Genomic DNA, 18,710 nt, shown 5'->3' with positions numbered 1-18,710 from the left:
ATTATTCCTGCAGTATGCTTATTTCTCGCCAATTCAATCTTCGATTGTACACACTCACATCCGATAATTTGTGATCAGGTGATGTAATTTCAACGCTGCCCCATTTGATCTTTCCAAGATCGATCGTCTGATCCAATAAGCCATTAATATAGGTACGCAACGCACCCTTGTCGTATGTCAGCGTCAGATTGAAACGATCGAGCTTTTTTGGTCGATGCCATTTCCCGTCCGTTCCCCTAGACACCGTGAGGGCAACGTTGGACATGGGATCCCAGGAAATGCCTGAACTTCCTCGATTTGGAATGCGTATGCAAATACAGGGCTCATATGATAACCTCTCCTACTACGGACGCGGTCCGTGGGAAAATTATATCGACAGAAATTATGCTTCCGAAATCGGGATATACGAAGATAACGTCGCCAATCAATTCTATCCTTATATGCGCCCCCAAGAGTCGGGAAATAAAACAGATGTTAGGTGGTTAAAACTCGTAAATAAAGCAGGAGAAGGAATAAAAATTTCTGGGATACCATTACAGCCCATCGCATTTAGTGCCACGCATTATGCGGTAGAAGAGTTGGATCCGGGTATGACGAAGAAACAACTGCATCCACATCAGATTAAAAAGTCTAACGATATACACCTTCATATAGATCTTGCACAGCGCGGAGTTGCCGGAGATGATAGCTGGGGATCATTGCCCTATAATCCGTACCGTCTACTGGCTAAAAAATACACATACTCCTATACGATCAAAGGAATCGGGAAATAGCATTTACCTTAGTTCCAATAAGGAGTTAGTGTGCTATAATTCTCTTTTTGAGAAACGGAATACGGTAATTGATTAAAAATAGCGAAAGCCTCCATACTTTAAATATGAAGGCTTTTGTTATTTACTAGGTAAAGAAGCTTATGCGTCGATATCTGCGTACTCTTCGATAGAAGGACATGAACAGATCAACATCCGGTCTCCCTGCGAATCATTAACGCGGCCCACGGAAGGCCAAAATTTATTATCTTTTAAATATGCTAAAGGATATGCAGCTGTTTGACGGCTATATGGCCTATTCCATTTATCTGCCGTTACGACTTCCGCTGTATGAGGTGCGTATTTCAGTATATTTTCTTTTTGGTCAGCTTCACCGTGTTCTACCGCAGCGATCTCTTTGCGGATTGCAATCAGCGCATCACAGAAACGATCCAATTCGGCTTTGGACTCCGACTCGGTTGGTTCCACCATTAATGTGCCTGCAACAGGAAATGATACTGTAGGTGCATGGAAGCCGTAATCCATCAAACGCTTGGCAATGTCTCCGACTTCAATACCGAAGTTTTTGAACGAGCGACAATCCAATATCATTTCGTGTGCACAACGACCATTTGCACCTGCATATAACACAGGGTATTGGTTTTCTAAACGTGCTTTGATATAGTTTGCATTCAAAATTGCCATTTTCGTCGCATTCGTAAGTCCCGTAGCACCCATCATCGCGATATAGGCGTGTGAGATCACCAAAATCGACGCTGAACCGAATGGCGCTGCCGAAACAGCCGAAATACCTTGTTCTCCTGAGATCTCGACAATCTCATGATTGGGGAGAAAGGGAACTAAGTGTGCTGCCACACCAATAGGCCCCATACCTGGGCCACCTCCACCATGCGGAATACAGAATGTCTTATGTAAGTTGAGGTGGCACACATCAGCCCCGATAAATCCAGGGCTTGTCAAACCAACTTGTGCATTCATATTCGCACCATCCATATATACTTGTCCGCCATTATCGTGGATGATCTGACAGATCTCGATAATAGGCTCTTCGAAAACACCATGTGTAGAGGGATAAGTTACCATTAACGAGTTCAGATGCCCTGCATGCTCTTCTGCCTTCGCCTTCAAATCCGCGACGTCGATATTGCCACGTTCATCGCATTTTACAACGACCACCCTCAATCCTGCCATAGAAGCGGAGGCCGGATTGGTTCCATGCGCTGAGGCAGGGATCAAACACACGTTCCGGCGTCCTTCACCCCGGCTTTCGTGATAAGCACGAATAACCATCAAACCGGCATATTCACCTTGCGCTCCAGAATTTGGCTGGAAGGACATTTTAGCAAATCCTGTAATCTCCGACAACCAATCGTTTAACTCATTGATCAATTGCATATAACCCGAAGTTTGATCCGCCGGAGCAAACGGGTGCAATCCGCCAAAACGCGCCCATGTTAAAGGTACCATCTCTGTCGTTGCATTCAACTTCATCGTACATGATCCCAATGGGATCATTGAATGGCACAATGAAAGATCCTTTGTCTCCAAGGATTTGATATAACGCAACATTTCGCTTTCGGAATGATAGCTGTTGAAAATGGGATGTGTTAAATACGAAGAGGTCCGAACTAGTCCAGAAGGGATAGAAGACATTTCTTGCTTTGCCAAATCCATTAAGTCCACTTCGGAATGCACTTTCCCGTTAATTTTAGCGAATACTTTAACGATCGTTTGGATATCTTCAAAAGTAGTCGTCTCGTCGATGGATATACCTACCGTATCTTCATGGTAGAAGAAGTTCAGGTCATTATCTAGCGCTTCACCTTTTAATGTCCCGACCTGATTACCTACTTGAAAACGTAAGGTATCAAAGTATGCATTATTTAATTGCGCATAACCTAACGCCTGAATCGCTTTATCCGCTAATTTCGCGAGATCATTGATACGGGATGCAATATTTTTTATCCCTTTAGGCCCATGATAAACTGCATAGAAAGAAGCCATAATAGCGAGTAATGCTTGTGCCGTGCAAATATTAGAGGACGCCTTATCACGACGGATATGTTGTTCACGGGTCTGTAATGCCATGCGCAATGCATAATTCCCGTTTGAATCAGAAGTAACGCCGATAATACGACCTGGAATATTACGCTTGTACGCATCTTTGGTCGCAAAGAAGGCTGCGTGAGGACCACCAAATCCCATTGGCACACCAAACCGTTGTGAGTTACCGACCACGACATCTGCTCCCCACTCGCCTGGAGGCGTCAACAAAGCTAAAGACATCAGATCCGCTGCTACACATATGGTGATATTTTTAAGCTGTGCACTTTCTGCAAAAGCTTTGTAATCACTTATAGTACCATCGGCCGCTGGATACTGAATAAATGAGGCAAATACATCATCTGCCAAATTTGATTCTGTTATGTCTGCTACCCGAATTTCTACTCCAAATGGAATTGCCCGTGTCTGTAATACATCTAAGGTTTGTGGATAGATGTTGGGTGTTACCAAGAAAACATGTGCATCTTTATTTTTACGCGCACTATATAGCATAAACATCCCCTCAGCAGCCGCCGTAGCTTCATCTAATAGCGATGCGTTGGCAATTTCCAGACCCGTTAAATCAGATACCGCGGTTTGAAAATTTAATAGGGCCTGCAGACGACCCTGTGCAATTTCGGCTTGATAAGGAGTGTACTGTGTATACCATCCCGGATTCTCCAACACATTACGTTGAATCACACCCGGTACATTCACATCGTAATACCCTTGACCAATGAACGACTTAAATACTTTGTTTTTTTCAGCGATCTGTTTTACTTTCTCCAAATAAGCCACTTCACTGAGTGCCGGTGGAAGATTTAATCGATTTTTAACTCTAATTTGGGAAGGAACAGTTTGTTCAATCAATTGATCTAAAGAATCAACACCTAAAAAGGCTAACATTTCTTTCGCTTCCTCGGCACTAGGGCCATTGTGACGATCTTCGAATTTTTCTTGGTAATATACGTTACTCATTTGCCGTTTGATTGCTGTATTTTCTTAATCACTTAACTCGCTGTATTTCAAACAATTTAAGCTTTTTCATTTTTGTGTTTTTTGATGCGCAAAGATACGCTTTTTCAAGCGAATAAATTACCATAAATTATTTATTCCTATTCCATTACAAAATCAATCGTTTGCGTATTTCTACGCCCTTTTTTCACCCATAACATAAGAACGTCGTCATTACAACCCGAAGATCAGGCAAGTGAAAGAAGTTAAACCGTTTTCACAAACTTTTCATCGTAATTCTCAATATCGACGATATACTGATTTTTGATCAAGAAGTCAAAAAGTGGCTTTGCTTCTTCCGAAACCCTCAGGTTTTTCGTGGTGACGATTTCATTATCTTTTTTATTCAAATACGGATACGCATAAAGCTTCACATCCTTACTGAACATCCCAGAAATATAAGAAAGCAATTCGTTGGTATATTGCTCTTTGTTGTAATTGTCGGAATTAAAGATATTACGGAGATTGGATACATTGGTTGCAATCCCCACGTGTTTTGGTCTAAAGGTTTTGACAAACTCCGCCAAATGATTATTACGTCTAAAGTTGGACACCATAATATTGTTTCCTGTGGAACACAAATATTCCGCGCGCTCTGCGAAGTACCTTAAATCTTCATCCGTAATCGTACTATCTTCGTCCAATACATTCCCCATCAGCACCTCAATTAACACAACAGTATCTTCCGGCACGGCCTCGGTATTCTTGCGAAACTGTTCAACCGCCAAGTTGAAAAGATCAAAATTGGGATTGGATTTTTGACGGTACTTTGTACGCAGGATAATTATATTCTTCTTATAGAGATAATCCTTAATCTGCGCCGCCTTACCGTCGGGTCTGAAAATAGCTGCATTGGCAAATCCTTTTGCGATCAGATAGAGGTTAATTAATCGTTCGTTCACCTGCTCAAAAACAGGCCCTGAAACTTTTACCAAATCGATTTCGACAGAACCTACCGAAAGATTGTCGACCAATGATTCGATCATCGTTTGCGGATCATTCGCGTAAAAATACGCTGCAAAGACCAAATTAACGCCAATAATTCCCAACACTTTAGATTGCAACCTATTGTCGCTATCCAACAGCCGAATATGAATAATGATGTCGTTTGTCGGGCCTCCCACTTCATGTTGAAAACGTATACCCACCCAACCGTGCGGTTCATTTGTTTTGGCAAAATTCAGGGTAGTGACAGTATCCGCGAAAGCAAAGAATTTCTTATTCACATATTTGTCACCGTGGAGACGTTCTGTGAGTAGATTAAATTCATGATGGATCATCTTGGTCAGCCGCGTACGGCTTACATAACGTCCCGACTCTTCCATCCCATAGATTGCGTCGCTGAATGCCATATCATAAGCTGACATCGTCTTTGCAATCGTTCCGGATGCAGCACCCGCTTCAAAAAAATTGCGGGCTACTTCCTGTCCCGCACCAATTTCCGCAAATGTCCCATAAATATCTGGATTAAGATTAATCTTTAGTGCTTTTCGTTTTGTCTCGAATATCTCTCTTGCCATTTTGCAAAGGTACAAAAAGTCAAAATTAAAAAGTCAAAATTATCTTCGATGTGCTCGCCTGCCCTTCGGAAGGCGGGCACTCCCGGTCAAAAACCTATCTATCCTTATTAAAACCAAACCAACGATTCAGAAGAGCTGATTTGCAAATGCGCGAATCGACAAATCCACATTTAATACCTACAATACCCCCAAATGCTTAAAGGCGTAAAAAAGCGCCGCAGAATGCAGCGCTTGACCGATCTTGTTCTCCAATAAAAATACTTTGGCTTCTTCCATAGACATCAATACCACGTCAATGTCTTCTGAATTATCCAATTCTTGTTCTTGTATTTTCTTCCCTCCACGTAAAACGTAGGTATGGGTAATATTTCCACTTGTAGCCGGGTTCGCATACAGCTCGGCTATCTTTTCGATGGAATCGAAAGCATAACCGGTTTCTTCCAACAGCTCTCGTTGGGCGGCATCTGCAGGGTCTTCCCCTTCTTCTACCACGCCCGCAGGCAGCTCTGTCATTATTTTACCCGCACCATGGCGATATTGTGTCACAAATAGCACTTGATCGTCCGTGGTAATACCGATCATATTCACCCATGTCGGATACTCCAACACGTAATACTCTTCCTTTATATTACCATTGGGCAATTGCAGTTTATCCACCCGTAATGTAGCCCAAGGGCGTTGGATAACATATTTAGAATCTAACAGTGTCCATTTTTCCATATTAGTTCTTTACGATATCCCCCATAATCCGTTCAACTTTATCTTCTAACGCCCGCGCTACCGTGTCGTATTCAGAGATCGCCGATAGCTGCTCTTTTACGGAACAGTAAAATTTAATTTTTGGCTCCGTACCTGAAGGGCGGGCCGATATAACATCCCCATCCACCGTGATAAATTGCAGCACATCTGATTTGGGTAGATCGATTGCACGCTGCTCACCGTTAGTTAGATCATAGGCTACTTTATTTTCATAATCCCGAATTTCACACACAGCAACACCGCCCAATACCTTCGGCGCATTAGCACGAAGGTCGATCATCATCTGCTTAATTTCATCGGCACCTGCTTTTCCTTTTTTGGTCAAGGAGATTAACTTCTCTTGATAGAATCCGTATTTTTCATATACCTCCAAAAGTACATCAAAAAGAGATTTTCCCTGATTTTTGAAATAAGCCGTCATCTCCGCAATAAACGCGCAGGAATTCACTGCATCCTTATCACGAACCAGGTCGCCGATTAAAAACCCGTAGCTTTCTTCCCCTCCTACCAAATAGCTTTCTTTCTCTTCCAGGCTAGTGATGACCTCGCCTATAAATTTAAATCCCGTGAGGGTTTCGTAACTTTTCACGCCAAAACTCGCCGCAATATCCGAAAACAGATTAGACGTTACGATGGTTTTAACCACGTAGTCATCCTTACGTAGCTCCTGTTTTTTCTTCTTCGCAGATAGCACGTAGTAGATTAATAGGCTCCCTATCTGATTGCCATTCAGTAGCTGAAATTTACCCTTTGCATTCTTGACGGCCACACCTACGCGATCTGCATCCGGATCTGTTGCCATAACGACGTCTGCATCGAGCTCTTCTCCCTTTTGCTTCGCCATAGACATCGCTTCCTCTTCTTCCGGATTGGGATAAATCACGGTGGGGAAATTGCCATCAGGCTTCGATTGCTCTTCAACCACCGTTACGTTTTTAAATCCCCAAGCTTCAAGTATCTTAGGCACCAAAGTAATACCCGTTCCGTGAATCGGCGAAAATACGATCTTTAGGTCTTGCTGTGCCTCCACTATTTCAGGATGAATGCTTAATTTTTTGTTAGCATCAATATAAATCTGATCAAAATCCTCTTTTACTACCGTGATATTGTCTTGAATGCCCTCAAACTTAATTTCGGTAACAGACTGTATTGCATTCACCTCGGTGATCACGTTTTTATCATGTGGAGCAACCAATTGGCCCCCATCATTCCAATAGGCTTTGTAGCCGTTGTACTCTTTTGGGTTATGTGAAGCAGTTAGCATTACACCTCCTTGACAACCGAAATGCCGAACTGCGAATGACAGCATAGGCGTCGGACGTAACTCTTCAAATAAGTATACCTTGATTCCGTTGGCTGAAAATACATCTGCCACCATTTTTCCAAAAACCTGCGAATTATTACGGCTGTCGTAGGATACGGCAACTTTCAGCGCTTCATTGGGAAATTCCCTTTTTAGATAATTGGACAAGCCCTGCGTAGCTTTTCCCAGGGTATATTTATTCATTCGGTTAGAACCGACTCCCATCACACCTCGAAGCCCCCCCGTGCCGAATTCCAATTCCTTGTAGAACGAATCCAACAATTCCGTTTCCTCCTTATCGTCTACTAATTTTTGTACTTGCGCTATTGTATCTTGATCATATTCCGCCGTCAACCATTGTTGAATACGGCCATTCGTTTCACTATCAAAGTTTGTCATGACTAACACTATAATTTTTGCTGTAAATATAATTTTAATGCCCCAAATTGCTCCTATAAAATCGCTGTTAATTCAACAAAAATATTCCTGAATTATTTGCGACAGTAACGATGGGCATATCTGCAATTGTTATGCGTCGCAACCTGCGTACGCTCTGTCCAATACCGTGATGTACCAAGCTCCCTCCTGTTGCTGAAGGTGAAAAATCAACGGATCTCTGCCTGTAAGAATAACACGGTAGCTTTTCTTTTCAGCTGCCTTGATTTCTTCAATTTGCGCTTCGGAAAGCTCTTGTTTATTAAACTCCTTTTGAAATGCTGCTATCCTAGACAGTTGGTCTGGATGAGATGTCGTATCGCAAAAGAAGCCTTCCTTGCTCCACTTCTCCGTGCCACAATCAAAAGTTGGAAGGGATTCGAAGGTCAATACATAATCGTTAGAAAAAATTGGATAGGGAAAATACGCTGGAACAGGGTGTGCAAAATCGATGCTGTCTACTTTAGCAAAAACATCTGCCACCCCCGGCCTATATATAACCGTAAACCCCAAATCGGGATGTAATAGCGCATTTGCTTTTCGGTTGTCTTGACTGATGTAAGCCCTTACGAAACGCGTGACGACTTCACGGAACTGTTGTATTTCTTCATGGGATTGGGGTACTTTGATTTGTGTGCTATCCTCTGTTTCTTGTTCTTTGCTCCTGTTTTGGTTACAAGAAGAAAATAACAGCGTTGCACAGAAAATAGTAAAAAATAGTGCTTTCATTTATGTCTTGTTTTTACGTATTGTCTCTTCTATCATATCCCACATTTCTTCGGAAATTGCTTCCATTCCGTTCATCTGTCCGGCTCCTTGCAACCATTCTCCACCGTCAATTGTGATGATCTCTCCGTTGATATATCCTCCGAAATCAGACACTAAAAATGCGGCTAAATTAGCCAATTCTTGATGATATCCCACCCGTTTCAACGGGACACGGTTTTTAAAATCAAATTTTTCAGCAAGTTCTCCGGGAAGCAACCTGTCCCAGGCCCCTTTGGTCGGAAATGGCCCCGGCGCAATGGCGTTATGACGGATTCCATATTTCCCCCATTCTGCGGCTAAGGAACGCGTCATGGTTAGTACGCCTCCTTTGGCGACAGCAGAAGGAACCACGTACCCCGAACCTGTGAAAGAATAGGTGGTAATGATATTCAATACGTTTGCTGTTTGCTTTCGTTTGATCCAGTTTTTACCAAAAGTCAATGTGCAGTTTGCGGTGCCTTTCAATACGATGTCTATCACCGTTGAAAAAGCATTGGCGGAAAGTCGCTCTGTAGGAGAAATGAAATTTCCGGCCGCATTATTGACCAATACATCGACTTGTCCAAAGGCTTCCTCACTTTTCGCGAGCAGCCTTTCTACTTCTTCAATGTGTCGAATATCACAGGCAACAGGTAAAACCTTATTCCCTGTCTTTTCCGAAATCTCTTCCGCCGCTTCTTCCAGAACAGCTAATTTACGGCTAGCGACAACCAGATTCGCACCCAATTCGGAAAAATATGTTCCCATAGCTTTTCCTAACCCTGTGCCACCGCCTGTTATGACAATTGTCTTGCCTTTTAAGGCCTCTTCTTTTAACGCTCCCTGAATATTCATTTTTAAGCTTTTTTATGCGTTAAATTATCAATAATAGTTTTCATAATCGTTCTAGTTGCCGGAGACCACCATTGCTTTAATACCTGCTCGATAACAGTGTCATGATTTTCGGATAGCGTTGATAGAAGAGGCTTTCTCAAATTGAGCTTTGTAAGCCTCCACGCATTTTTTTCAAATTGGGTAACACTTTTCACTTTACGCACGGCGGCATTCTGAATGCGATTGAAATCAACGACTTCATCCACTAATCCTACCTCCAATGCTTCTTGTGGTTTGAGTAACTTGCCTTCTAGCAAAAAGCGATATGCTTGTGCTTTCCCCAGCCAAAAACTGTATAGCTCGAAGATGCTATTCGGTACGACGATTCCGACAGGGACTTCATTCAATCCAATAATAAATTCGCCTTCCGCCATAATACGATAATCGCAACAGATGGCTAATACACAGCCGCCTGCAGGGCTATGTCCTGTAATTGCAGAAACAGCGGGTTTAGAAAAGCTTGCGAGGGTATGGAGCAGCAACATAAAACGACTCCAGAATTCCTTCATTTCTTCGGCATTGTAGTCATAAAGGGTAATGAGGTCTAGACCCGACGAGAAGAAACCTTCTTTTCCCGATAAGATCAGCCCTTCTACCGCGGGATCCTCCTCGGCTTCCTGAATGGCGATAATAAGTTCGTTCACAAGATGTATATCAATTGCATTCGACTTACCTCTATCCAAGGTGATATGAAAAATATGTTCGTCCTTCTTAACTTTTAAAAAATTCATCATTTCAACTGTTTCTGCTACAAAAATCACGCTAACATAAGATACATTCTGCTTATATACACAAAATAGACTTCGTTAAGTTTGACACAAGATAAGCATTTTTTATACACGATATTATGGAAAAAGCAGCTTTAACTCATCATCTATATAAAAAAGCTTCTTCTTTTAATTGACCCAGTAATTATCGAAATCATGGCAGAGTTAAATCAAAAGTCACCGCCCGTAACGACAAAGAAACATCGTGTACGCCGGCATACACCCAAGGTCGACCTTACCGCAATGGTAGATCTAGCATTTTTATTAATTACGTTTTTTATGCTAACCACATCGCTTAACAAGCCCAATTCATTGGATGTAGCTATGCCGGATAAAAACAATGAGAAACCTGCAGAAATGGACGAGCGCCGTGTCATTTCACTTTTGCTTGCTGAAAATGAAGTCACCTGGTATCAAGGAAATCTTGATCAACCATTATCTAAACCTCAAAAAATAGCGTTGGATTCTCCAGAGCTGAGGGCTATGCTATTAAAATTAAAACGTACTATTCCCCAGAATAGTGAAGGAAAAGATATGATCGTGTTGATTAAACCGAACAAGGACGCACGTACCAAAGATATCATCCGCACGCTTGACGAGATGCGTATCACGGACACCAAACGGTATATGCTCAGCAAAATATCTCCGCAAGAAGACAATTTAATTGTCTCACTTAATTTATCTAAGGGGATTTAACATCCCTTTAGATAAATTTATTTAACCTCAAACTCGATCGCTTTCCTTCCGATTCTTCCTCCTAAATCAATCCCCTCGATAACCATCACGTATTTTCCTTTTCCATCAGAAGTAAAAAACTGGAAAGAAGTCTGGCCGTCTTTATCGGCAACTAAACTCGGTTCCCAATGAATCGTGGTACGCAAGTCACGATTGAATTTAGCTTCATCCGACACATCGTATGCAGGCTTATAAAATGTCCTGTTCACATGGATGCCCTGCGGCTGGATCGTAACAAGTCCCTTTGGCGTAAAACTACGCATAGCTGATGCACCTGTCTTAGAGGTAATAATCAACAGTCCATTGCCCCCATAAGAGCCATATATCGCTGTGTAATTAATATTCCGCAACACTTCGACACTTTCTACGTCTGCGACATTTATCATCGATAATTGATCTGCTTCGATATACATACCATCCAGTACGACCTGCATCGGAACATTCCCCCTGGTGTTATAGGGAATCCCTCCTTGAAACATTACGCCCATTAACCGGCCGGCAAGGCACATTTCAAGGGTGGAACATGTAGACAGGTCCTCGGCCGATATAATCTGATCAGCATTACCCGAACCATTGAGGTTACTGGAGTTTTCAGCTGCTCTTTTCTTTTTGGCCCTTACAACAACTTCTTCAATGGCAATCGCCCGTTCCATTAAACCATTACGTTCCAATTCACCAAAAAACTGTTTTGAATTGCTTATTTCATCTTTATAAAAATCATTGATATCGCTCCTTTCCAGCGCAGCATTCCGATTAACTGAAAGAGCAGGCTTTTCCTCCGAATTAATCTCAATGTCAATGTTATTTTTACCTTTTTCATTTTTAGCAGAAACCAAAAACTTGACACTGTCCGGAAATAATAATTCATCAAATTCAAAGTAACCGTCCTCTGAAGACAGAGTGTCTATAAAATTCATAAAATTCTTTGTAGAGATCAACTGAACGGATGCATTGGGTTCTGCCGCCTTTCTACCCAACTTCTTTGTATAGCCAGATATCTTTAAGGACTTTTCAGGCTCAAACTTATGTTTAGCTGTAGTGTCTAAATCTTTCCAATCTATACTTCTCCAGCCTTGTGTAAGCATGAGAAATTCCAAATCGACCGTATTTACTTCATTGTTAAAATAATAGCCAGGATTTTCGATAAATCCTTTTAAATCTGAACTCAACAATAACGTCGACAATATATTCGGCGCTAACGAATACTCGTCTTTGATTTTGGAGAGGTCGACAACGGATGCGGATAATGCAGCGTAACGAATACTGTCTCCTGGGGTACCGACATTCAACTTTACATTCACTTTCTCCCGGTTACCATACCCCTCTTTATCCAGCTTTACTTCCACGGGTAGTATGTTCTCGGGTTTATAACTAAAAAAAGCACGCTCTACAACAGGCATAAATTGATCATTTAAAATAGAGATTGTCACGACTCCAGTCGGTAACTTACTCTTATCGACGGCGTATACCAACTCGTTTTTAGTGAGTTTCTGTTTTGAAACAAAATATACCTGACCTAAGTGCTGCACAACAAAATACATATCCTTTTGATCAATTAAGTCAGGCGAAACATTTAGTTGCGCATACACTTTACTTGGATTTAGATTATTGACGAGTAGCGCATAACCGGAAGTTGCAATCTCCGGGACAGGTACCTCCACCCTGGAGCCATCTGAAAATTCACCAAATGCCTTGAGCGTCGTATTTTCGCTGAGAAATAGAGAAGACGCCCCCATCCCTAGCTCGTTCGTCTGCACGGAGACTATGGTATCTGCACCAGCTAACACAACAAGCTTCGCTTTTACCCCTAATCCATTCGGCTGAATAGCCTTGACACCTATATTATTAACAGCATTAACCAACAGTTTACCTCCCTCCGGAAAAATCTGCACCTGGTTATTTTGCTGAGGGATTTGAGCTTTGATAAGCTTGGTGACATTCATCTTTTCCATGTTCTCAAACCGGAGTTGTATGAGCGCTGTTTGGTGCTTTTTGTTTACTTTTATCGTCGCAACACCTGCTTCATCGCTTGTGGTCCTTCCTTTATCCACTACTTTACCTCCGTCCATGATCTCATACCGCACGCTTGTTTTTGCAAGCGCATTTCCGGCAAAACTTTTTAGCGTAATGGAATATCTATGGTCTTTCTCCTCCGACACCACGGATGTCGTTGTCAACACATTGTCCAAGCGACCATTGCTGATCTGTACCGTACGATCATAAAAATAGGTATCATCGTAATTGCGCATCCAGTTGCTGTAGGCGCGAATGCGGTATGACCCTTCTACGATGGTGTCACTCAAAAGCAGATCGCCCATCCCTAAACCCGTAATCAGCGGAATTTTTATGGCTGCTACAACCTCATTACTGGGGCTAATTAATTCAACATTTGCAATCCCACTTAAATTCGAAAAAAAATTATGGATGCCAATGGTTGTATAGGCCTTAAACCAAATTGTTTCTCCCGCGGTATAAGCATATTTATCGAGATGGAGATACAATTTTTCCTGCGGATTGGACTGATAAAAATCATCCGCCTTCTCTAAGGTTGATTGAATGTCCTGCGTATAACCTATCGAAAAAATAAGTGAAAAGGTAAATAAAAGGCAAAAGGCTCTCATAATTATTGTCAATTGATTAAATCTGATAGGTGAAAGATAAAAAATATTATGCAATTCGCATTATGAAACGTAAAAATTTATGTAATCTTAACAGACATCAATATCTTTGCTACATGAATATCTTAATCGTTGGATCTGGTGGACGTGAATCTGCCTTTGCTTATAAATTAGCAAAAAGCCCTAAATTATCAAAACTCTTTATTGCTCCGGGTAATGCCGGCACGGGGACTTATGGTCAAAATGTACCTTTAGAAGTAACGGATTTTGAAGGAATAGCGACCTTTGCTTTGGAAAACAAAATAGCGATCATATTAGTAGGTCCCGAAGAACCATTGGTAAAAGGAATTCATGATTATTTCTTAGGTAGAGAAGACATTAAACACATTGCAGTGATCGGCCCCCAACAACTTGGAGCTCAGCTAGAAGGATCTAAAGACTTCTCAAAGGAATTTATGTTCAGACATGATATCCCTACCGCTGCATACAAATCTTTCGATAAATCAAATTTAGAAGAAGGTTTGACCTATCTGGAAACCCAAAATCTTCCAATAGTTTTAAAGGCTGATGGATTAGCTGCCGGTAAAGGTGTTTTGATCTGCGAAACCATCGATAACGCGAAAGCAGAACTCACCGCTATGATAGCCGATGCCAAATTCGGTGATGCGAGCAGTGTGGTCGTCATCGAAGAATTTTTACGAGGCATTGAGCTTTCTGTATTTGTCTTAACCGATGGTAACTCCTATAAGGTATTGCCTTCGGCCAAGGATTATAAACGCATCGGCGAAGGAGACACGGGATTGAATACGGGCGGAATGGGATCTATCTCCCCTGTACCATTTGCGGATGATACATTCTTAAGTAAAGTGGAAGAGCGTATTATCAGACCTACGGTAGAAGGTCTAAAAAAAGACAACATTCCGTATAAAGGATTTATTTTCATTGGCTTAATGAATGTCGGAGGAGATCCCTTCGTTATTGAATACAATGTACGCATGGGAGATCCAGAAACAGAGTCAGTACTTCCGCGCATCGAATCTGATCTAGTGGATCTTTTGGAGGGTGTTGCACACGGAAATTTAGAAACACGCTCGTATACGGTTTCTTCAAAAACAGCAGTTACCGTCATGCTGGTGTCGGGCGGTTACCCAGGAGATTACCAATCCGGAAAAGTCATTTCTAATATCGAGAACGTTAAGGAATCTATCGTCTTTCATGCCGGCACGAAGGAAGTTGATGGTGAAGTGGTAACTGCAGGGGGCCGTGTTATAGCCGTTACGACATTGCAAGATGACCTTTTCTCCGCTTTGCAGCAAGCAACAGCTGACGCAGGACGTATTTTCTACCAAGGAAAATACTTCAGAACAGACATTGGATTTGACCTTATTTAAAAATAAAAAATTAAAATCCAATAAGTTACAATTTTGGTGGTAAAAATATTTTGGAACTAATAAAAAAGCCCCTATATTTGCATCACCAAAACAAAAATGGCCCGTTCGTCTAGGGGTTAGGACGTTAGATTTTCATTCTAGAAACAGGGGTTCGATTCCCCTACGGGCTACTTAAAAAGACAACTGCTAAGCAGTTGTCTTTTTTTTTGGATGAACCCGTCTATTTAAGGAAATTGGCATACCAATGCCCCGATGATTTTACAATGCGATTCTGGGTTTGAAAATCAACATATACCAGCCCGAATCTAGGGTGATATCCTTCAGCCCATTCAAAGTTATCGAGGAATGTCCAAACGAAATACCCATTCACCTTTACACCTTCTTGCTTTGCCCGCGATACTTGTACAATGGTATCCTGTAGATATTTTATCCTCTTCCGGTCGTCTACCTGATTGCTTTCTACCACATCCGGAAAGGCGGCCCCATTTTCAGTAATGATTAACGGGGGAATATTTGGATAGGCATTATATTTTCTCAACATATGGTACATCGACTCCGGATAGATCTCCCAATTCATCGAAGTCATTTCAACCTTGCGTTCTTTTGCACTCACAATTTTTGCTTGTAGAAAAGGGACAAACGTTGCGTAACGTATAACCTCCCGTGTATAATTTTGTATCCCGATGAAATCCATGTTAAATACCAGATCATTTTCATCATTTTGTTTCATATATTTCTCAATTCTATTCAGAATCTTGATGTCCTTTGTAGGATATCCTAATCCCAACAACGGCTCAAGAAACAACCTGTTGAGCAATGCGTCGGCTCTTTTAGCCGCGAGAATATCCTTTTCTTTCATCGTGAAAGGTTCTATGTGTGAACAAGAAAAAGTGGTTCCTACGTTGCTGTCCGTTTGCATTGATTTAATAACTCTTGCTCCATGTGCCTGTGCAAGCGCGGCGTGATGCGCGGCTGCCAAAAAATTATTCAACCCCTTCCGTCCAGGAGCGTGCACCCCTAGAAAATACCCCGCGGCACTAAACACCAATGGTTCATTTAAGATCATCCAATTTGTTACCCGATCACCAAAATGCGCGACACAAATAGACACATAATTACCAAACCATTCCCTGATATCACGATTTACCCACCCGCCTTTTCCTTCAAGGGCACCGGGAAGATCCCAGTGATAGAGCGTAACCCAAGGGGTAATACCCAACTCAAGGGAAATATCAATAAGCCGGTTATAGAAATCGATCCCTTCCTCGTTAATTTCACCGGTACCGTCTGGAAGTATCCGGCTCCACGAAATCGAAAACCGATAATTGCGAATATTTAAGCTGTACATCAAATACAAATCTTGGGTATAACGATTGTAAAAATCACAAGTCGTATCACCATGTTGGTTTTGGAATATTTTATTCTTCTTCTTTACAAAAATATCCCAAATTGAAAGGCCCTTCCCTCCTTGGTTGTGAGCTCCTTCAATTTGATAAGCAGCGGTAGAAACTCCCCACATAAAATCTTTGCCAAAGGCATCCTTAGTCAACAGCATTAATAGTAATAATTTTCTAGGGGTGTATTCTTGAAAAGATGGTTCCTTATTTGTTTGAAGGAATATATCTTAGTCTTTTTATTGTCCAATTTTTGATCTTTTGTCTGGAGGTAATCGGCGAACAGCGTTGCTATGATTTGTTCCGTACAATCGGGGAAGTTGACAACGATCTCCTCATCTGTTTCCAACCATTTCTTTATTTCTTTAACCTTGGCTAAACTAAGTTTTTTCAGGATTGGTACGTTCATTTGTTGCAATGCGGCAGCATTACATTGTTGCTCATACTGACCTTTCATTGGGATTACAATCAGTTTCTTTTTCAGGAAAAGTGCTTCAGCGGGCGTTTCAAATCCTGCTCCACATATTACTCCCGCCGACGATACCATACTTTTGATAAATGAACTATTGCAAACAGGAAAGATTTTGATATTTTCATGATCGTAAGCCTGTTTTGTATGTTTCGAGAAAACTTGCCATTTCACGCTTTTGATCTCACCAAGGACTTTAAGCATTTTTTTATCACTATATGCAGGTAAGTAAACGGTATAGTGGCCCTCGTTTGTGACAGTGGCATTTCTTATTTCCTGGCGTATTAAAGGCGTGAAAATATGCTTGTCATATTGCATAAAATGAAATCCAAATTGCGACGTCGTGGGGGCATAGTTCTTCAGTATCCATTTACCAACCGGGTCAAACTTTTCCGGATAGGGCGCATTTTTGTTTAATACGGCAGATTGATGGCTTAACGCATAACATGCCTTATGTTGCTGACGACAAGCCCAGGCACTTACGGGTTCGAAGTCGCTAATCACTAGGTCGTAGTCAAGTACGGAAAGGGACTTTAACTCATTGTAAAACCTTTTTATTTTTGCCTTTTGGTATGTAGACACAAGATCGACACCGCCCTTTTTACCAAAAACGAAACTCAGTCCTTTTAAAGTATATTTTACGGGACAACCCAGTTCTACATCTGCCTCTGTTCCGCTGATCAAAATATCTACCTCCCCCCTTCGTTGCAGCAAAGGGATGATGTCTCTAGCTCGGCTGATATGGCCATTTCCTGTTCCCTGTATCGCATAGAGGATTTTCATTTCATCACTGCCATTAAGTTGAAGTCGCTAACCATATTTTCAAAAAGCTTATGATTGGAGAGAACCGCTTCTTCCGGCTGTTCCTCTACTTCACTTTTCATCTCCGACTCATTGTATTTATAAAGCGTCCATTCCCCTTTGTTATATTCTAATGCCGTCAGATTCTCGATCCAATCACCTGAATTTAAATAGGTAATCGACCCGTGTCGATTCGTTATTTTACGTATTTCGGGTTGATGAATGTGGCCACATACGACGTAATCATACTGGTTGGAGATGCCAATGTCAGCAGCAGTAGTTTCAAAACTATTAATAAATTTTACCGCTCCTTTCACACTGTTTTTTATCCGCTTAGAAAAGGATAATTTTCCTCTTTTAAAAACATGCTCTGAAATGAAATTTGCAAATCTATTGAGTTGAATTAACGTATCATACCCTACAGCCCCAAGCTTTGCAAGCCATTTAGAGTGCTGCATCGTTACGTCGAAAACATCACCATGAAAAAACCAGGCCTTTTCATTGTTACCTAAGTTTAAGATTACTTTGTCAACAATTTGCAGGGACCCCATTTTTAAACCACTGAATTTCCGTAGCATTTCATCATGGTTTCCTGTGACATAATAGACAGTGACCTTTTTATTGATAAGATGCATCAAGTATTTCACAATTTTCATGTGGCTGGTGGGCCAATATCGTTTACTGAACTGCCAAATATCGATGATGTCGCCGTTCAACACGACCGTTTTAGGATTGACGCTTTTTAAGTAACGTAGCAGTCGTTTGGCTTCGCAACCATAAGTTCCGAGGTGGATATCGCTCAATACTAGAATTTCAATCTTTCTCTTTTTCATGCTGATTATGTTTTATGGAATCTGAGGGGAGAAGAGAAAGAAGAGAATTGGGTTAGCAACAGGCGAATGAAAATTCTTTGGAGAAAATAGGTGATCGTTTTCATAATTCAAATTTATTGAACGATATCGTTAATGTATATCATTATATAAATGAACGGATTATTTGTAAATAACATATCAATAAAATATTAAATTATCATGAATATTAATGGGTTAC

General features: G+C 41.4%; 15 protein-coding genes and 1 tRNA gene. 4 read left to right on the top strand and 12 right to left on the bottom strand.

The window, feature by feature from the left end; translation table 11 throughout:
* Window position 1: 1 nt before the first annotated feature.
* A complete protein-coding gene (locus tag C4F40_RS11075) occupies window positions 2–265 on the bottom strand; it encodes a LamG domain-containing protein (protein WP_196939468.1) in 264 nt (87 codons plus the stop codon).
* On the opposite strand from C4F40_RS11075, the gene C4F40_RS11070 reads away from it, so the two are divergent.
* On the top strand, window positions 264–773 hold the full coding sequence (locus tag C4F40_RS11070) for a beta-galactosidase small subunit (protein ID WP_196939467.1): 510 nt from the start codon (window positions 264–266) through the stop codon (window positions 771–773). The two genes, C4F40_RS11075 and C4F40_RS11070, sit on opposite strands and share 2 nt — an antisense overlap.
* A 138-nt stretch (window positions 774–911) precedes the next feature.
* Here C4F40_RS11070 and gcvP read toward each other — a convergent pair whose 3' ends face one another.
* The 7 genes from gcvP to C4F40_RS11035 form a co-directional block, all read right to left on the bottom strand.
* Window positions 912–3,791 (bottom strand): aminomethyl-transferring glycine dehydrogenase, encoded by a 2,880-nt coding sequence (gene gcvP, locus C4F40_RS11065; RefSeq protein ID WP_196939466.1) that lies wholly within the window; start codon window positions 3,789–3,791, stop codon window positions 912–914.
* A 242-nt stretch (window positions 3,792–4,033) separates the two neighbouring features.
* Window positions 4,034–5,347: a nicotinamide mononucleotide adenylyltransferase gene (locus C4F40_RS11060; protein ID WP_196939465.1), complete on the bottom strand. Its 1,314-nt coding sequence runs from the start codon at window positions 5,345–5,347 to the stop codon at window positions 4,034–4,036.
* Window positions 5,348–5,524: 177 nt separating this feature from the next.
* The gene (locus C4F40_RS11055) at window positions 5,525–6,067 is read right to left on the bottom strand and encodes an NUDIX hydrolase (protein WP_196939464.1); all 543 of its coding nucleotides are present in this window, start codon (window positions 6,065–6,067) and stop codon (window positions 5,525–5,527) included.
* 1 nt (window position 6,068) lies between these two features.
* Window positions 6,069–7,808, bottom strand: a complete 1,740-nt coding sequence (locus C4F40_RS11050; protein WP_196939463.1) for a phospho-sugar mutase — start codon at window positions 7,806–7,808, stop codon at window positions 6,069–6,071.
* A 129-nt stretch (window positions 7,809–7,937) separates the two neighbouring features.
* Complete coding sequence (locus C4F40_RS11045) at window positions 7,938–8,573, bottom strand: hypothetical protein (RefSeq protein WP_196939462.1); 636 nt, start codon at window positions 8,571–8,573, stop codon at window positions 7,938–7,940.
* Window positions 8,574–9,446: an SDR family oxidoreductase gene (locus C4F40_RS11040; RefSeq protein WP_196939461.1), complete on the bottom strand. Its 873-nt coding sequence runs from the start codon at window positions 9,444–9,446 to the stop codon at window positions 8,574–8,576.
* Between the two features lie 2 nt (window positions 9,447–9,448).
* Entirely contained in the window at window positions 9,449–10,219 is a 771-nt protein-coding gene (locus C4F40_RS11035) for an enoyl-CoA hydratase/isomerase family protein (RefSeq protein ID WP_313785412.1), read from the bottom strand.
* Window positions 10,220–10,408: 189 nt separating this feature from the next.
* Here C4F40_RS11035 and C4F40_RS11030 point away from each other — a divergent pair, with 189 nt between their 5' ends.
* Window positions 10,409–10,948, top strand: coding sequence for an ExbD/TolR family protein (locus tag C4F40_RS11030; RefSeq protein ID WP_196939460.1), 540 nt, complete (start codon window positions 10,409–10,411; stop codon window positions 10,946–10,948).
* Window positions 10,949–10,965: 17 nt separating this feature from the next.
* Here the strand turns inward: C4F40_RS11030 and C4F40_RS11025 are convergent, their stop codons facing one another.
* Window positions 10,966–13,608, bottom strand: coding sequence for a TonB-dependent receptor plug domain-containing protein (locus C4F40_RS11025; protein WP_196939459.1), 2,643 nt, complete (start codon window positions 13,606–13,608; stop codon window positions 10,966–10,968).
* Between the two features lie 113 nt (window positions 13,609–13,721).
* Here C4F40_RS11025 and purD point away from each other — a divergent pair, with 113 nt between their 5' ends.
* Together purD and C4F40_RS11015 are read left to right on the top strand one after the other, a co-directional pair.
* The gene (purD, locus tag C4F40_RS11020) at window positions 13,722–14,996 is read left to right on the top strand and encodes a phosphoribosylamine--glycine ligase (RefSeq protein WP_196939458.1); all 1,275 of its coding nucleotides are present in this window, start codon (window positions 13,722–13,724) and stop codon (window positions 14,994–14,996) included.
* 98 nt (window positions 14,997–15,094) lie between these two features.
* Window positions 15,095–15,166, top strand: a tRNA-Glu gene (locus C4F40_RS11015).
* Between the two features lie 50 nt (window positions 15,167–15,216).
* Here the strand turns inward: C4F40_RS11015 and C4F40_RS11010 are convergent.
* The 3 genes from C4F40_RS11010 to C4F40_RS11000 are packed head-to-tail and all read right to left on the bottom strand — an operon-like array spanning window position 15,217 to window position 18,493.
* Window positions 15,217–16,551, bottom strand: a complete 1,335-nt coding sequence (locus tag C4F40_RS11010; protein WP_196939457.1) for a GH1 family beta-glucosidase — start codon at window positions 16,549–16,551, stop codon at window positions 15,217–15,219.
* Window positions 16,551–17,642: a glycosyltransferase family protein gene (locus tag C4F40_RS11005; RefSeq protein ID WP_196939456.1), complete on the bottom strand. Its 1,092-nt coding sequence runs from the start codon at window positions 17,640–17,642 to the stop codon at window positions 16,551–16,553. The genes C4F40_RS11010 and C4F40_RS11005 overlap by 1 nt, the downstream gene beginning before the upstream one ends.
* Complete coding sequence (locus tag C4F40_RS11000; protein WP_196939455.1) at window positions 17,639–18,493, bottom strand: UDP-2,3-diacylglucosamine diphosphatase; 855 nt, start codon at window positions 18,491–18,493, stop codon at window positions 17,639–17,641. Before C4F40_RS11000 ends, C4F40_RS11005 begins: the two co-directional genes overlap by 4 nt.
* Window positions 18,494–18,710 lie beyond the last annotated feature (217 nt).

Source organism: Sphingobacterium pedocola, from assembly GCF_015209965.1.
GTDB classification, from domain to species: Bacteria; Bacteroidota; Bacteroidia; order Sphingobacteriales; family Sphingobacteriaceae; genus Sphingobacterium; species Sphingobacterium pedocola.
This window is presented reverse-complemented; position numbering and strand designations above follow the sequence as displayed.